The organism is Chryseobacterium sp. Chry.R1 (assembly GCF_039645525.1).
Taxonomy (GTDB): domain Bacteria; phylum Bacteroidota; class Bacteroidia; order Flavobacteriales; family Weeksellaceae; genus Chryseobacterium; species Chryseobacterium proteolyticum.
This window is the reverse complement of record NZ_CP151793.1, coordinates 4,529,435-4,545,376: the sequence shown is the minus strand read 5'-3', so window position 1 is coordinate 4,545,376 and position 15,942 is coordinate 4,529,435. Positions and strand designations below refer to the sequence as shown.

The 15,942-nt window shown below is 34.1% G+C and carries 13 protein-coding genes; 9 read left to right on the top strand and 4 right to left on the bottom strand.

Annotation, left to right across the window (positions count from 1 at the left end):
* Positions 1-7 precede the first annotated feature (7 nt).
* Together AAEU33_RS20245 and AAEU33_RS20240 are read left to right on the top strand one after the other, a co-directional pair.
* Entirely contained in the window at positions 8-784 is a 777-nt protein-coding gene (locus tag AAEU33_RS20245; RefSeq protein ID WP_345989951.1) for a LexA family transcriptional regulator, read from the top strand.
* Positions 785-906: 122 nt separating this feature from the next.
* Positions 907-1,530 (top strand): alpha-ketoglutarate-dependent dioxygenase AlkB, encoded by a 624-nt coding sequence (locus AAEU33_RS20240; protein ID WP_345989949.1) that lies wholly within the window; start codon positions 907-909, stop codon positions 1,528-1,530.
* On the opposite strand, the gene AAEU33_RS20235 is transcribed toward AAEU33_RS20240, so the two are convergent.
* Both AAEU33_RS20235 and AAEU33_RS20230 read right to left on the bottom strand, forming a co-directional pair.
* Entirely contained in the window at positions 1,511-2,350 is an 840-nt protein-coding gene (locus tag AAEU33_RS20235; protein WP_345989948.1) for a hypothetical protein, read from the bottom strand. The genes AAEU33_RS20240 and AAEU33_RS20235 overlap by 20 nt on opposite strands.
* A gap of 16 nt (positions 2,351-2,366) precedes the next feature.
* Positions 2,367-3,395, bottom strand: coding sequence for a hypothetical protein (locus AAEU33_RS20230; protein WP_345989946.1), 1,029 nt, complete (start codon positions 3,393-3,395; stop codon positions 2,367-2,369).
* 168 nt (positions 3,396-3,563) lie between these two features.
* Between AAEU33_RS20230 and AAEU33_RS20225 the strand changes: the two genes are divergently transcribed.
* The 3 genes from AAEU33_RS20225 (at position 3,564) to AAEU33_RS20215 (ending at position 7,506) form a co-directional block, all read left to right on the top strand.
* Positions 3,564-3,845, top strand: a complete 282-nt coding sequence (locus AAEU33_RS20225; RefSeq protein ID WP_345989945.1) for a helix-turn-helix domain-containing protein — start codon at positions 3,564-3,566, stop codon at positions 3,843-3,845.
* Positions 3,846-3,943: 98 nt separating this feature from the next.
* Entirely contained in the window at positions 3,944-5,398 is a 1,455-nt protein-coding gene (locus AAEU33_RS20220; protein ID WP_345989943.1) for a DUF3945 domain-containing protein, read from the top strand.
* Positions 5,399-5,418: 20 nt separating this feature from the next.
* Complete coding sequence (locus tag AAEU33_RS20215; RefSeq protein ID WP_345989942.1) at positions 5,419-7,506, top strand: DNA topoisomerase 3; 2,088 nt, start codon at positions 5,419-5,421, stop codon at positions 7,504-7,506.
* Positions 7,507-7,567: 61 nt separating this feature from the next.
* On the opposite strand, the gene AAEU33_RS20210 is transcribed toward AAEU33_RS20215, so the two are convergent.
* Positions 7,568-7,708, bottom strand: coding sequence for a hypothetical protein (locus AAEU33_RS20210; RefSeq protein ID WP_185248280.1), 141 nt, complete (start codon positions 7,706-7,708; stop codon positions 7,568-7,570).
* Between the two features lie 435 nt (positions 7,709-8,143).
* On the opposite strand from AAEU33_RS20210, the gene AAEU33_RS20205 reads away from it, so the two are divergent.
* The 4 genes from AAEU33_RS20205 to AAEU33_RS20190 are packed head-to-tail and all read left to right on the top strand — an operon-like array spanning position 8,144 to position 15,208.
* Entirely contained in the window at positions 8,144-11,146 is a 3,003-nt protein-coding gene (locus AAEU33_RS20205; protein ID WP_345989940.1) for a type I restriction endonuclease subunit R, read from the top strand.
* Positions 11,139-12,410 (top strand): restriction endonuclease subunit S, encoded by a 1,272-nt coding sequence (locus AAEU33_RS20200; RefSeq protein WP_120233053.1) that lies wholly within the window; start codon positions 11,139-11,141, stop codon positions 12,408-12,410. Before AAEU33_RS20205 ends, AAEU33_RS20200 begins: the two co-directional genes overlap by 8 nt.
* Positions 12,411-13,565, top strand: a complete 1,155-nt coding sequence (locus AAEU33_RS20195) for an AAA family ATPase (protein ID WP_345989938.1) — start codon at positions 12,411-12,413, stop codon at positions 13,563-13,565.
* Between the two features lie 5 nt (positions 13,566-13,570).
* The gene (locus tag AAEU33_RS20190) at positions 13,571-15,208 is read left to right on the top strand and encodes a type I restriction-modification system subunit M (protein ID WP_120233055.1); all 1,638 of its coding nucleotides are present in this window, start codon (positions 13,571-13,573) and stop codon (positions 15,206-15,208) included.
* Between the two features lie 115 nt (positions 15,209-15,323).
* Here the strand turns inward: AAEU33_RS20190 and AAEU33_RS20185 are convergent, their stop codons facing one another.
* A complete protein-coding gene (locus tag AAEU33_RS20185; RefSeq protein ID WP_120233056.1) occupies positions 15,324-15,569 on the bottom strand; it encodes a helix-turn-helix transcriptional regulator in 246 nt (81 codons plus the stop codon).
* Positions 15,570-15,942: the final 373 nt, after the last annotated feature.

Below are 15,942 nucleotides of genomic sequence, written 5' to 3'. Positions count from 1 at the left end.
TGTAACAATGTCAAAATTCTCTGATAACATCGTGTTTTTGAGGGGAAAGAAAAATATGACTCAGCAAGAACTGGCAGATCTATTATTTCTTACCCGATCTAGATATGTTGCCTATGAATATGGTAGAACAGAGCCTCCTATTGAAATATTGCTTAGAATTTCAAAATTCTATAACATCAGCATCGACCTATTGTTGACTGTAGATGTCAGAAAATTTTCTATCGATGAACTCATGGAGCTTCCTGACAATCGAATCGTTCTGCCTATAAAGGTTGATCAGGATGGAAACAATCAAATTGAGATTATTCCCCAAAAAGCTTCAATGGGCTACCTGAATGGCTACGGAGATCCGGAATACATAGAAAGTCTGGAGACCATATCATTGCCTTTTTTAAAAGGGGGTAAGTTTAGGGCATTTCCAGCTGACGGAGATTCAATGCCCCCCTATAAGAACGGAACCTATATCGTGGGAAAATATGTAGAAAATCTTTCGGACTTGAAAACGGACAGAACGTATGTTTTCATTACTACTAATGATGGAATCAGTTACAAAAGATTTCAGTTTCATGAAGCAGATGGTATATGGGTTAAGGCTGACAATCAATTTTATGAGCCTTATAAAATTCCATTGCCTGAAATTAAAGAAATCTGGGAATTTACATGTAGTATTAATACCAAAGAATATGAGCCTGATGAATTTGCAGAACATCATATTCAAAACTTTATCACAGAAATTAAAACTGATATCAAACAGATCAAAGAAAAAATGGGAGATAGGAATTGAATCTATTTTGAGTAAATGGCATAATCAAAAACTTCCCCGAAGGGAAGTAAAAACACAAATGATGAAAAAAATCCCGTAGTAACGGGATATTGCTAAGATAGATATTTTAATATAAAGTTATCATGACCCAGCTGAGTTTGTTTGATGCAGAAGAATTTTATGAATTTCCAAAAGATCTTTTGGAATACAGGGAAAATTTCCTGAGCAGGGAAGAAGCCGACCTGCTTAAAAACAAATTATTGGATACTGCTCCCTGGGAACAGCGTACCCAGAAAATGTACGATAAGATGGTACTTACTCCACGGTTGACTGCTTGGTATGGTGATGCAAAATCCTACGATTCAGCCGATAATAATACCACTAAAAGAAATGAATGGACTCCCGAACTGTATGCTTTAAAAGAAAGAATAGAAAAAGAGTTCGGTTATCAATTCAATGGCGTATTGCTCAATCTTTACCGTGATCATAATGATTCCGTCGCCTGGCATCGGGACAAAGAAAGCCGATATGGTAAACGTCCTGTCATCGCCTCCATCAGCCTAGGACAAACCAGAAACTTTGATTTCATAAAAAAAGATCATCATCAGAGTAAATACAGTCTGCCACTTCCTCATGGCTCCTTACTTATCATGAAAGGAGATCTTCAGGAAAACTGGGAACACAGAATTGCCAAGTCAACGATATCTATGCAAGAACGTATCAACCTGACATTTCGTTTAATTATTTCTAAACCTGGAGATTCTTGAAGACGGCTTGATAATCGTTTTTAAGAATTTCTTCATTTAAATGATATTTTCCAAAATTTAAATAAGAAAAGAAATCTTCATTTTGGAAATCTTTCAAGGCTTTGGGATAAAAATCATCAGTATTTAATATTTCAATATTATCAGTATGTGTATTAAAATCGATAGTTTTATTAAAATTATTCTGATTACCATAAAACCATTCTATACGAAGGGAGCCATTTATAATACTTCCTGCAAAACCGGTATCATTGCCTTGTCCAACATAGATAGTTGATCCGAACGCAATATTGCTTCTATACTTATTCTTTTGATCAAGCTTAAGATAATCAGTATAATCTTTAGTGGTCTTATTAAAGTATATCTTAATATAAAAATTACTTATATGTTCCTGTCCTAAGATGAAAAGTCTCAGTGGAGTAATATCTACATAACCTAATAAATCACTTGTCATAATTTTGCAACCTGCATGCTTCGCAAAATATCGATAGAGGTTCATTTTAGATACTCTCCAATCATTGCTAAAGATTTCTTGATAGTTAATTTGGTTTGAGGTTTCTATCATATTATTGATAAGATCAATATTTTCAAAGAATTCGGTATAAGCAATATCTGCATTTCTTGTCTGGTTATTGTTGCAGTCAATGCAAATTACTTTTGGGAATTTGATCAGTTTATCTTTTGGTGAATTGAATGGATGCGAATTTTCACCATCGTAATAGATGGCATCAAATGACTTACCGAATTGACGCCTGATATCTGAGGCCTTAAATTTATGTTCCTCGGAATTTGCTTCATTATTTTGACATATCCAACATTTCATAGTTTTTCAAGGATTTTTAAGAGGTTTGATTCTTTCGTTTTAAGTCTAAAATTTCTTTTATATTAGGAGGATATTCTCCATTAAAATATTCATAGATCAAGGGATTTCTAGAAAAAAAATGACCTGTCAGATCTACCCAAGTTTCGATGGGTATTTTCCCATTTATTTTAAACAATTTTTTTGACTTTGACTTAATTTGGGAATCATCTTTTCTGTTGTAGTTAAGGTCAGAATCCCGTCTTCGGAAATATTCTTCTTCCGTATAGAAATGAAAAGCTCCATCAAAATGTCTAAAACTAAGGGTGTTCATATCAAATTCTGCATGGACATATCTGACAGGGAAATAAATAATATCATCAATTTTTACTTTGATATGTTCACTTTTAAATTCTTCTGCCTGAAACGTTTTAATATTTTTTGATAAAGCCCATTTGATATCTAAGGAGTATGTATCTGCAAAGAAAAAGTTAATTTCAGAATCGTTAAAATCAGGAGAAGGCCTTAGTTTTACCAATTGATCAGAAATGTTCTCTACATTTTGATTAAAAACAGAACCATACCAGGTATCTAACTCTAAGATGGCAGCATTATTTACATCAATTTTTAAATTGTGTTGATCCAAGCTTATTTTTATTTCATCATAAGTAGTTGGCTCCATAGCCCAAAATTTATTAATGAATCGGGGCTGGAAACCATTTAACGAGGAATAGCTTCGTCGGAATAATGGACTAGCCATTGTTATATAATTGTCTGCAAAAAAATAGCCGTCAGAGAATATTTGTTTTTTAAATTTAGAACTGAGCAATTTATAATCTAAAAGACCGTCTTTATCAGGAATTAAATCTTCATTTAACTTCAAAAGTATGTCAGGTGATTCAACAACAATACCTGAGATCTGGGTGTATTTAAAATCCTGAGTAGTTAATTCTACATTTTTATTAGCAGCAAAGCGTATAAACTCATGAATTATTTTTTCATTGTCTTTTAATGCTTTTTCCGCTTCTTTTTCAAGTTGTTTAATATAATTTTCTTTAAAATCAGACATTTCACTCATAATCGGTAATCCTTGCTATCAAATGCTTTGTAAGTTACAATCCTTTTGTCAAAGATTCCATCATTCTATATTCTTTTTTCGTTACTACGAAAAAGTAGTGATTTTATTTCATTCCTCTTGTTCAACTTTACATTACCAGCAATCATAAAAATTACAGTTATGAATATTGAGAGAACAGAATTTATAGCCTGGATGGAGCGAATCATGGAAAGGTTTGATATTCTAAAAGAACAGATGATTAAGAACCAATCCAGATTTATAGAAGTAGACGGGGAGCAGCTTCTGGATAATCAGGATGTTTTACAGCTTTTAAAAATAAGTTCCCGATCATTACAGCGGTACCGGACTGATAAAAAGCTGCCTTATTATACCATCAGCGGTAAGCTGTACTATAAGCTTTCGGATGTCCATCAATTGATCAGAGAATGTTTAAACTCTTGATAGTAACAAGACATCTACAGCCAAATCATTCATCACCATTCCAATCTTGAGGATTTTCTTAATTGAGCCAATATCTTGGTTCCATTAAATGAAATACAATGGAAAATGAATTGATAACCCCTCAGGAACCCAAAGAACTAAAACCAGCAACAGACACACTCCTTGTCCTGAACATTCATACCAACCAGGTTGAGATGGTCAAGGGAGTTGATCAGGATGGAAATCTTCAAAAGGTTCCTCCACAAGAAAAAAAGGATAACGATCCGCTGATCAGGGTAGATAAACATGGCGATCTATTCTCCAATTTCTTTTCCAATTTTTATCGGCAGCTTAAAAATCCCACGCATTTCAACTTTTTCAAAGTTTCAGAATACGATGCTGTTAATACTGCTAAGGATCTTCAGAAATATGTTGATCAGGCATCCCCCGAAGAAAAAGAAAAGCTGAAAGGCTACGAAGTTTTACCTCAACACAATAACAATCCAAAAAATCAAAATATAATGGACAACAACACAGACAATCAGGAATATCGTTTTCAGCCTGAGCAAATCGACTGGAAAACGATGGAAAAATTTGGACTTAATCAGGAAAAGCTTGAAAAAATGAATGCGATGGATGCATTACTGAGAGGTTTTAAAACCAATACATTAATTCCCATCACTATAAACCTAGGAACAGCCATCAGCAAAATGGATGTTCGATTATCTCTCCAAACAGGAGATACAGGACAGGTTGCCGTTCATCTGCATGGTATTCGAAAGGAGCCCAATCTTAATATGAAATTCCTAGGACATGAATTCAGTGATGAAGACAAAAAGAATCTTAGAGAAAGTGGAAATATGGGCAGGGTAGTAGATCTGGTCAATCCTAAAACAGATGAAATCATTCCATCAGTGATCAGTCGTGACCGTTTAACGAATGAGCTCGTGGCTTATAGAGCGGAGTACATGAAAATTCCTGATGAAATTAAAGGAATTAGGCTTAATGAACATCAGAAACAAACCCTACTGGAAGGAGGACCATTGTATCTTGAAGGCATGACCTCTAAAAAAGGTGAGCTTTTCGATGCCACTGTACAGTTCAATGCAGATAAGCGGTATGTAGAATTTCTGTTTAACAATAATCAGGCACCGAAGCAAAGTCAACAGCAGCAGCATAACCAACAACAAACTCAATCTAGGGATAAAGAAGCACCCAAAATATTCAGAGGAAAAGAACTTGACGATTCACAATATGAAAAATTCAAAGCCGGGCAAACCGTGTACGTTGACGGTCTTACCGATGCTAAAGGTAAAGCTTATCAGGGCTATATTACCTTCAATAAAGAAACCTCCAAAACCGACTTTTCATTCACCAATCCTAATAAGCTCAAAGAGGAGGCAAAACCTACAGAAGATCATAAGACCCAAACTGCGGTTAACACCCATGGTAAAGCCAATGAAGCTACTAAAAATGTGAAGGAGCCTTTAGAATCAAAACAGCAGCAGCCTGCCAATAAACAGCAGGAAGACCAGCAAAAAAAGGTTAGAAAACCAAGAAGGCAAAAACTATAATAATCATCTAAATCCATCATATGAAAGCAATCATCGCAGAAAAACCGAGTGTCGCAAGAGAAATCGCACAATTATTAGGAGCCCATGAAAAGAAAGATGGTTATTTATCCGGTAACGGCTATTGTGTCACCTGGGCATTAGGACATCTGATCGCATTAGGAATGCCGGAAGATTATGGTATAAGAGGCTTTAACAAAGCCTCTTTGCCTATCTTTCCGAATCCTTTTATTCTGACTCCTAAAAAACTAAAGAAAGCAAAAGGTTATGAGCCTGATCCTTCGGCTTTAAAACAGCTCAACACCATAAAACAAGTCATCAATCAATGCAGCAGTATCATTGTCGCAACAGATGCAGGAAGGGAAGGAGAGCTGATCTTCCGCTATATCTATCACTACCTACAATGTGACAAACCCTTTGAAAGACTATGGATCAGTTCCCTTACCGAGAAGGCAATACAGGAAGGTTTTAAGAATCTTCAGCCAGGCGTTACCTTTGATGGTTTGTATGAAGCTGCTAAAGCCAGAAGCGAAGCGGACTGGCTGGTGGGAGTTAACGCTACCCAGGCATTAACCATCGCAGGAAACCAAGATGTTTATTCATTAGGCAGAGTGCAAACACCAACCCTTGCTTTAATCTGTCAAAGATTCCTACAAAATCAAAACTTCACCAAGCAGAAGTACTTTCAAATTCAGCTGAATCACAGAAAAGAATATACAGACTTCACCAGTCTTTCACTATTACAATGGGAAGAAAAAAAGCAGGCAGAACAAATCCAAAAATCAATAGAGCGGGAGGGAAAAGCTATTGTAGAAGATGTATCTATTACAACAGTGCAGGAACAATCTCCGTTACTTTTCTATCTCACAGAATTACAGAAAGAAGCCAACAGAAAGTTGGGACTTTCTGCCGATGAGGTTTTACAAACAGCCCAAACCCTCTATGAGAAACAATTCATCACTTATCCCAGAACCGGCAGTAAGTATATTCCTGAAGATGTATGGACTGATATTCCTGAATTGGTCAGAATACTGAATCAGACCCAACCTTTCAAAGCAGCCATAACCCATTTAAAATTCGGAAACTTCAACAAGCGGATTGTGAATGATCTAAAAGTTACCGACCATCACGGATTACTGATAACCACTAAAACACTTTCTGCACTTAGTGCTACGGAAAAAGCCATTTATGAGATGATTGCTTACCGTTTATTAGAATCCCTATCCCATACCTGTATAAAACAAGTCACCCAAATCCTGATAAAAGTACATCATTATGAATTCCAGATCAAAGGCTCTACAATCCTAGAGAAAGGCTGGCGAGCCATCAAAGGAATTCTGTCTGACAATGAAAATTCCAATAATAAAAATGAAGTCCTTACTGAACTTCCGGAATTCAAAATCGGAGATGAATTGAAGATCTCAAAAACCGACTTACTTGAAAAAATAACCCAGCCTCCCAAACTTTATACAGAAGCCGACCTTTTATCAGCGATGGAAAATGCTGGTAAATCTATTGAAAACAAAGAAGAACAAAAAGCACTCTCCAATATCGGCATCGGAACTCCAGCCACCAGAGCTTCCATTATTGAAACGCTGCTAAGCAGAAACTATATCATCAGGAAAAGCAAAACGTTGCATCCTACAGAAAAAGGCCTACAGGTTTACAATCTTGTCAAAGACAAAAAAATAGCCAATGTCCAAATGACCGCAGAGTGGGAAATAGCACTGGATAGAATTGAAAAAGGTGAACTCAATAAAACCCAATTCATAAACGACATCCAACACTACACAGCAGAAATCACCAACGAGCTCTTATCACTTCATATTCCCCAAGAAAATGTACCCCAACTAAAATGCCCCAAATGCCAACAACACAATCTTATTATCAAAGAAAAAATCGTAAAATGCACAGATAAGCAGTGCAACTGGATTCTCTTTAGAACCATATGCGGAGTACGACTCAGTATTAAAGATCTTACTTTGTTATTAACTCAAAATAAAACATCATTAATCAAAAACATGAAGAGTAAAAACGGTAAAAAGTTTGATGCTTTTATCATTCTAAAAAATGATTTCAGTACATCATTTGAATTTGGAAGTAGAAATTAATTTCAAAAAATTAATATAATAAAGAAGCAGCTAATCAGCTGCTTCTACATTTTATCCAAGTCTAATCACCTTTTTCGTGCTCGTGAGGTTTTAGCTTTGGATGCTTCGGTTGATTGGGAGGGTTTACTCTTCTTCTTCTGTCAGGCTCTCCATCCGGTTTTTTAGGCTTGGGTCCTGGCTTGATTGCTTCGATTGTATCCATACTGCAATAAAGATTAATTAATAATTATTTTGATATCAAAACAGATTAATACCAGATCAAAAGGAAATTTTGGTCATCATTTTCATTACGGAAAGCCGTAATTATAGGCTTCTGAAAGGGTTAACAGGTAGACAGATTTAATCCGGTAAAAAATTAAACAAATGCATAGAGGGATTGGTTTTTTGCTACACCCTAATCAGGAAGCTTTTAAAAATTTCATTTTATCAATTTTTCCATTAAATATTTCTTATATTAATTTTGCTAATCAATTTACCTATTTATTTATATAGAAATGATTCAAAATTGTAAGTCAATTATAGCTACGACAGAGAATAAATGTTTAAAGTTTTATTTATTATAAGGCATTGACGTTTCCTATTTCGGCTGCTAGTTGTATATTTGAAAGTTAAAACGTTTACTCAGATTAAATAAAACATGACCAAAGAACAACATATTGAAGATGATTTAATTAAACAATTAATTGAGCAGAAATATAGCTATCGTCTAGATATTAGAAACCGCGAAAGTCTAGAAAAAAACTTCAAAGAAAAGTTTGAAACACTTAATCGTGTCAAATTAAGCGAAAGTGAATTCAGTCGTCTAAAAGAAGAAATTATACAGCCTGATGAATTTAAGGCTGCTAAATTGTTACGTAATCGTAATACCTTTTATAGAGAAGATGGTACACCATTGCAATATACTTTAGTCAATATCAAGGATTGGTGTAAAAATGATTTTGAAGTGATTAATCAATTACGGATCAATACGGAAGATAGTAGCCATCGTTATGATGTTATTCTGCTGTTGAACGGTTTGCCTTTGGTACAAATTGAATTAAAGACTTTTGAGATTAGTCCGCGAAGAGCTATGCAACAAATCGTGGATTATAAAAATGATGCTGGTAACGGATATAAAAACTCGTTGCTGTGTTTTATGCAATTGTTTATCGTAAGTAATCGCAGTAATACGTATTACTTTGCTAATAATCGCAATCAGCATTTTATCTTTAATGCTGACGAGCAATTCTTACCTATTTATCAATATGCTGATGACAAGAATAAAAAAATAACGGCTTTAGATAAATTCACATCTAAGTTCTTAGTGAAGTGTACGCTTGGTGAGATGATTAGTCGCTATATGGTATTGGTTGAAACGGAGCAAAAGATATTGGTAATGCGTCCTTATCAGATTTATGCTGTAGAAGCGATTGTAAATTGTATTGATGAAAACCGCGGCAATGGATACATATGGCATACCACAGGCTCTGGTAAAACATTAACTTCATTTAAAACGTCTACACTATTAAAGAGTAATCCAAACATAGAAAAATGTTTATTTGTGGTAGATCGTAAAGATTTAGACAGACAAACAAGATTGGAGTTTAACAAATTCCAAGAAGGAAGTGTTGAGGAAAATACCAATACAGAAAGTTTAGTCCGTCGTTTGTTATCTACCGATTATACCGATAAAGTTATTGTAACCACTATTCAAAAATTAGGTATAGCGCTCGATCCTAAAAATAAAAATAATTATGCTGAACGTTTAGCTCCTCTTAAAGAAAAACGTGTTGTATTTATTTTTGATGAATGTCACCGTTCGCAGTTTGGAGATAACCATAAAGCTATAAAAGAGTTTTTCCCAAATGCTCAATTATTTGGGTTCACTGGTACACCAATTTTTGAAGAAAATGCAAGTTATAAAAAGATTGATGGTGGGGAAGGTCGTTATCAAATTACCGAAGATATTTTTGAGAAGCAATTACACGCATATACCATTACCCATGCTATTGATGATAAAAATGTTTTACGTTTTCATATTGATTATTTTAAAGCAGATGGTGTGCCAAAAGAATTGATTACCGAAGCTGGGGCTCGTAAAGCAGTTGTGGAAGCTATTCTTGAAAAACATGATGGGGCGACCAATCAACGTAAATTTAATGCAGTATTGGCAACGGCTTCTATTAATAATGCCATTGCTTACTATCAGTTGTTTAAAGAACTACAAGCAGAACGTAAAGCATTAGACGATGATTACCGTCTTTTAAATATTACTTGTGTTTTTTCGCCTCCTGCACAAGCTATTGCTCAGAGTGGTGAAGCTAATTCACAGAAAAATGCAGCCGATATTAAACAGTTGCAAGAAGACTTAATACAAGAAGCGGCAGACAACAAAGTCAATCCTGATGAAAAAAAAGAGGCATTAAAATCGATTATAGCAGATTATAACCATCAATACGGAACCAATCATACTATTAACGAGTTCGATTTGTATTACCAAGATGTACAAGCGCGAATTAAAAACCAAAAATACAGTAACCAAGATGTACCACCTAAAGATAAGATCGATATTGTTATCGTGGTAGATATGTTATTGACAGGCTTTGACTCACAGTATTTAAATACATTATATGTAGATAAAAATTTAAAATACCATGGCTTAATTCAAGCATTTTCTAGAACCAATCGTGTATTAAATGATACCAAACCTTATGGTAATATCATGGATTTTCGAAATCAAAAGGATTCGGTTGATACCGCAATTGTAAGGTTCTCAGACGGTGATTTAAAACAAGCACGTGAAATATGGTTGGTGGATGAAGCTCCTGTAGTAATTGAGAAATACCAAAGTGCAGTAACTAAACTAAGCAATTTTATGGCTGTGCATGGATTAGATTTTATGCCAGATGAAGTGAGTAATTTACGAGGTGAAGCCGCACGTGTGGAATTCTTGCAAAAGTTTAAGGAAGTACAGCGATTAAAGACACAGTTGGAACAGTACACGGACTTGGACCAAGTACAAACACAACAAATAGAAACGGTATTGCCCGAAGATACTTTGCGTGGTTTTAGAGGAATGTACTTGGAAACTGCGCAGCAATTACGTCAAGGCGAAAAAGGTAAAGACAAGCCAGCAGATTCTCCAGCAGAGCAATTGGATTTTGAATTGGTATTATTTTCCTCTTCTTTGATTGATTATGATTATATCATGGGATTGATTGCCGAATACACGCAACGCGATCCTAAGAAGCAAAAAATGTCTAAAGACAAGCTAATAAGTTTATTGAGTTCTAGTGCAAATTTATTAGAAGAGCGTGATTTGATGATTGCTTATATTAATCAATTGCCATTGGATGAAGCCCTCGATGAGAAAGAGATTCGAGAAGGGTACCAAGCGTTTAAGCAACAACAGCAAGATGCTCAATTAATTGCTGTGGCAAAAAAACACGAAATTCCTTTAGACCTTTTAAAACCTTTTGTAGAATTAATTATGCTAAGAAAGGTATTTGATGGTGAAAAATTAAACGGCCTTACCGAACACTTGGATTTAGGATGGAAAGCCCGTGCACAAAAAGAATTAGCATTAATGGAAGATTTAGTGCCTTATTTAAAACAACTAGCCGAAGGGCAAGAAATAGCTGGATTAAAAGCATATGAATAACGATACAATAAATATAAAATATAGATTTCCAATTTTTAAACAAGAAAAATGGAAGTTACATAAATTGTCTGAGATTGCTAAGTATACAAACGGAAGAGCTCACGAACAAGATATTGATGCTAATGGAAAATATGTAGTTATTAATTCTAAATATATTTCTACTGATGGAGCTGTCGTAAAGTATAGTAATACTGCACATTGTTTAGCTGAGAAGAACGATATATTAATGGTTCTTAGTGACGTTCCAAATGGAAGAGCAATTGCTAAATGTTATTTAGTAAAGGAGAATAGTAAATATACTGTTAACCAGCGTATTTGCAGAATAACACCAAACCAAGGAATTGAAAGTAGTTTGTTATATTATTTAATGAATAGAAATCCCTATTTCTTATCATTTGATGATGGTGTGAAACAAACAAATCTTAAAAATGATGATGTTCTAAATTTTGAAATTTTACTACCATCAAACCAAGCTGAACAACAAAAAATAGCGGCTTGTTTAAGTAGTTCAGATGATGTTATTGCTGGTCATGAAGAAAAGGTAACTGCTTTAGAGGAACATAAAAAAGGCTTAATGCAAAACCTTTTCCCACAAGAAGGTGAAACCCAACCGAAATACCGCTTCCCTGAATTTGAAAATGATGGGGATTGGGTGGAGAAATCAATTATAGATACGGCAGATAAAAATATTAAGTGGAGTTTTACAGGTGGTCCATTTGGTTCTAATCTGAAATCTAGTGATTATACTTCTAACGGCATAAGAATTATTCAACTACAAAATATTGGTGATGGAATTTTTAATGATGATTATAAGATTTATACATCATTAAAAAAGACTAATGAACTTTTAAGTTGTAATATTTACTCAGGAGATATCATTTTATCTAAAATGGGGGATCCAGTTGGAAGAGCATGTATAATGCCAGGAGAAAATCAAAGATTTCTAATGGCTTCGGATGGTATACGTTTGGTCGTTAATGAAAAGGAATTTTCAAAATATTTTATATACTCACATTTAAATTCGGTTCTTACTAGAAGTAAAATTGAAGCTAAATCTACAGGTTCAACAAGAAAAAGAATTGGTTTAGATGCTCTAAAACAAATACCAATATTAGTTCCAAAATCCATTCAAGAACAAAAAAAAATAGCCGAAGTTTTATCATTAGTTGATGAGTTGATTATAGCACAACGCGAAAAGATAGAAATTTTAAAAGAACATAAAAAAGGCTTAATGCAAGGCTTGTTTCCTAAAATAGAGATTTAAATGAGTGCAACGAAATATTACCATTATAAAACCTTTAGAGAAATGGTTGTCCGTCTGAGAGATGACTTAAACAATCATGATTTTGTTTTGTTGTACGCTTACAATGGTACAGGAAAAACACTTCTTTCTATGGAATTTAAAGATTACGCAAAAACAAGGAAGAAAAACCCCGGTGCAGATACGCTATATTTCAATGCCTACACTGAAGATTTATTTTCATGGGACAATGATTTAGATAATGACACAGAGCGAGTACTTAAAATAAATGCTGAATCTAAATTTTTCTCTGGATTAAAAGATTTAGCCTTAGAGGAAAGAATTTTCGCTTATTTAGAACGTTATGCAAGTTTTGACTTCAAAATAGATTATGACAAATGGAATGTTATTTTTAGCAAAGAAGTTAAAAATCCTAAATACAAAAATCCTGATTCTGGCGAACCTGAATTAATAAAAATAGATCACATCAAAGTTTCTCGTGGAGAGGAAAATATTTTTATTTGGTGTCTTTTTTTGGCAATTTGTGAATTGGTAATTGAAGGGCATGAATCTTATAATTGGGTGAAAAATATTTATATAGATGATCCTATTTCTTCATTAGACGACAACAATGCTATTGCTGTTGCTAGTGACTTGGCTCATTTAATAAAAAAAGCAAAAGATAAGGTAAATGTTGTTATTTCATCGCATCACGCATTGTTTTTTAATGTGATGAGCAATGAATTAAGACAACATAAAACAGCTAAACATTTTTTACATAAAAATGGTGAAGAAGGTCATACTATTAGAGCTACAGATGATACACCTTTCTTTCATCATGTTGCCATATTATCAGAATTAAAGCAAGTGGTCGATTCAGGCAAAATTAATACCTATCATTTCAATATGCTAAGAAGTGTTTTAGAGAAAACAGCTACATTTTTTGGATATGATGACTTTTCAAAATGTATCTATGGTGTTGATGATGACGTTTTGTTTGCTCGTGCTTTAAATTTATTGAGCCATGGTAAATATTCAATTTATGAACCCAAGGAAATGGGGGATGATAATAAGGATTTATTTAGAAGAATATTTAACGCGTTTTACGACAAATATCAATTTGAACTTCCAGAATTATTAATTGAGCAGTCTGTTGCAGAAGTAGCAACTGAAAAATAAAAGAGATGACACAAAAAGAACAACAAGAACTAGGTAAAACCCTTTGGAATATAGCAGACGATTTACGCGGTGCGATGAATGCAGATGACTTTAGAGATTACATGCTTTCGTTTTTATTTTTACGCTATTTATCGGCTAATTACGAGCAAGCTGCTGCTAAAGAATTACGTGGAGATTATCCACAATTAGCAAAAGGAGATAATCGTACCCCTTTAGCCGTGTGGTACGAAGAAAATGCAGAAGATATAGCTTTCTTTGAGAAAACAATGCGTAAAAAAATGCATTATGTGATTCAGCCTAATTATTTATGGAATAGTGTTTATGAGTTGGCACGTACACAAAGTAATGATTTACTAAATGAACTTGAAGACGGTTTTAAACATATCGAGAACGAAAGTTTTAGTGGTGAATTTCAAGGTTTATTCTCAGAAATTAATCTTAATTCAGATAAATTAGGAAAAACTTACGAAGCTCGTAACGAACAACTATGTAAAATCATTACTAAAATTGCTGAAGGAATTGCCGGCTTTAGCACTGATAGCGACGCCTTAGGTGATGCCTATGAGTATTTGATTGGGCAGTTTGCCGCAGGCTCTGGTAAAAAAGCGGGAGAATTCTATACGCCACAACGTTTGTCAGATATCTTATCAGAGATTGTTACTTTAGATAGTCAAGAGCCAAGGCTCGGGCGTAAAAAGAATTTGGATAGAGTGATTGATTTTGCATGTGGCTCTGGTTCTTTGTTGTTGAACGTGCGTAAAAACATTGTAAATGAAGGCGGTACGATTGGACAAATTTACGGACAAGAGAAAAATATCACTACCTATAACTTAGCTCGAATGAATATGCTTCTGCATGGTGTTAAGACAAATGAGTTTGAGATTTTTCACGGTGATACGTTAAAGAATGATTGGAATATTTTAAGTGAACCCAATCCAGCAAAAAAAATAGAGTTTGATGCCGTTGTGGCTAACCCTCCTTTTAGTTTAAAATGGGATGCTTCAGAAGCTATGGCTGAAGATTTTCGTTTTAGGGGTTATGGTTTAGCTCCAAAATCAGCCGCAGATTTTGCTTTCTTGTTACATGGTTTTCATTATTTAAGCAGACAAGGCACAATGGCTATCATCTTGCCTCATGGTGTTTTATTCCGTGGTGGTGCTGAGGAACGCATTCGTAAAAAGCTTGTGAAAGATAATAACATTGATGCGATTATTGGTTTGCCAAGTAATTTGTTTTATTCTACAGGAATACCAGTTTGTATTATTGTGTTGAAGAAATGTAAAAAGCAAGATGATATCTTAATAATAAATGCTAGTGAACATTATGGAAAAGGTAAACGTCAAAATTTCTTAAGAGATATAAAGAATCATGGAGTTGATGATGTTCAAAAGATTATTGACACTTTTAGAGATCGATTGGAAGAAGACCGCTATTCAAAACGAGTATCTTTAGAAGAAATCGCTAAAAATGATTACAATCTAAATATTACGCGATATGTGAGTACATCGGAAGCTGAAAAGCAAATTGATTTGAAAGAGGTTAATAAAAAGCTAAACGGACCAAATGGAATCAATTCAAGAATAAAAGCAGCAACTAATTTGCATAATTCTTTTCTCAGAGAACTGGGTCTAGATGAAATATGATGAAATAGTTCCAACCATGTCTTTCTTTTGTAAACAATAAATCTTTATTTCGATTGTTTTGAATGTAATACAAAACTATATAGTTAAAGATAAATAAAAAATCCTAACCTTTGAGTTAGGATTTTTCTATTATTTTAAAATTAAATAATTCTTGTGGTATTACGTCTAATCCTTTAGATAGCTCTAAAATTGTAGACATTTGAATATTTCTTAAACCTTTTTCAATTTTACCAATATCGCTATAGTCAATTTCACAATTTTGAGCCAATTGTCTAAGACTAAGTTGTTTTTCTTCTCGTAATTCCTGAACCCTTTTTCCAAAACCTTTTAGAAATGCAATTTTTTCAGTGTTTGTTGCCATATCAATATCAAATTGACAGCAATTTCCATAGAAAGATAAAATAATTTGTGGGTATAATTTCCCACAATATATTTTTTTTATTATATTTGGAGTAAATTACTTAATAAAGTAATTTTGCGATACTTCAATTTAATGATAGAAGCTATTGCTTAGAATCTCGTACTAGAAAATCGCCAATTTTCAAACAAACGCAACGAGACCATAAGTAAAGTAGCTCACGACCTAGGCGTGGGCTTACTTACGGAGTTTGTTGCAAGGTGTTTGGCGATGCCTCTAGTACAAGCGATGACGTAGTAAGTTCCACGCTTTATTTTTCCTATGTTGCCTATATTCGCTAAAATCTAAGCCCGCTTCCTAAAATAGTATCAGACTA